This is a genomic window from Promicromonospora kroppenstedtii DSM 19349, from assembly GCF_000515355.1.
Taxonomy (GTDB): Bacteria; Actinomycetota; Actinomycetes; order Actinomycetales; family Cellulomonadaceae; genus Promicromonospora; species Promicromonospora kroppenstedtii.
Genome location: NZ_KI911677.1, coordinates 1 through 908 on the forward strand (window position 1 = coordinate 1; position 908 = coordinate 908).

The window sequence follows — 908 nt, forward strand, 5'->3', positions numbered from 1 at the left end:
CGGGAGGCCGTGTCCGGGCCGGCGGAGCCTCCGCCGTCGGGCACCGACCGCAGGGTGCCCACCAGGTTGCGCATCTGCGTCACGCCCTCGCGCGACTCGCGCTCGATGGTCGCGAGGGCCTCCGCGGCCAGGGCGGGGTCCCGGTCCAGCACGCGCCGCGCCGCCGCCGCCTGGATGCCGATGACGGACACGTGGTGCGCGACGACGTCGTGCAGCTCGCGTGCGATCCGGACCCGCTCGGTGACCACGGCCTGGTCGGTGAGCGCGGCAGCCTGTCGCTCGATGGTGACGGTCTGGTCGGCCAGCAGCTCGCGCCTGCACGCGGCGTTCCACTGCATCTGCCCCGCCAGCACCGCGCCGCCGAAGAAGGCGATGTTCATGATGACCTGGTAGATCGCGCTGGCGAGGTACGGGTCCACCTGACCGGGCCAGTCGGCGGGCGTCGGGAACTCGTCCAGGATGGTCTCGATGCCCTGCTGCACCGCGAACATCCAGACGACCCATCCCAGCATCACCATGGTGCAGGCGCTGACCACGATGAGCATGGCCCGCCGGTCGCGCGCCCACGCCACGGCGGTGAACATCGCGACGAAGTACATGATCTGCATCGGCATGAGCATCGTGACCGCGGGGATCGTCAGCCCGAGGGCGAACCATGCCGCGTAGACGAGCACGAGCGAGATCAGCGGATAGCGGCGCCGCCACGCGAGCGGGACCGTGCTGGCGACTCCGAGCACGAAGACGAGCCACATCGGCAGGTCGATGTCCTCGAACATGCCCATGCTGTGCCCGAGCTCGATCGAGAGGGCCGCGAACACCGCGAAGCCCGAACCGAGCAGCAGGTCCCGGCGGTAGGCCCGCTGCCCTGCGGGGATCCGCTCCCAGTCGGCGTCGACGCCGAACCACTC

At 70.8% G+C, this 908-nt stretch carries 1 protein-coding gene; it reads right to left on the reverse strand.

The genetic code is table 11. The features are described from left to right. A partial coding sequence (locus tag PROKR_RS13845; protein ID WP_036964230.1) for a sensor histidine kinase occupies positions 1-908 on the reverse strand: 908 nt, incomplete at both ends.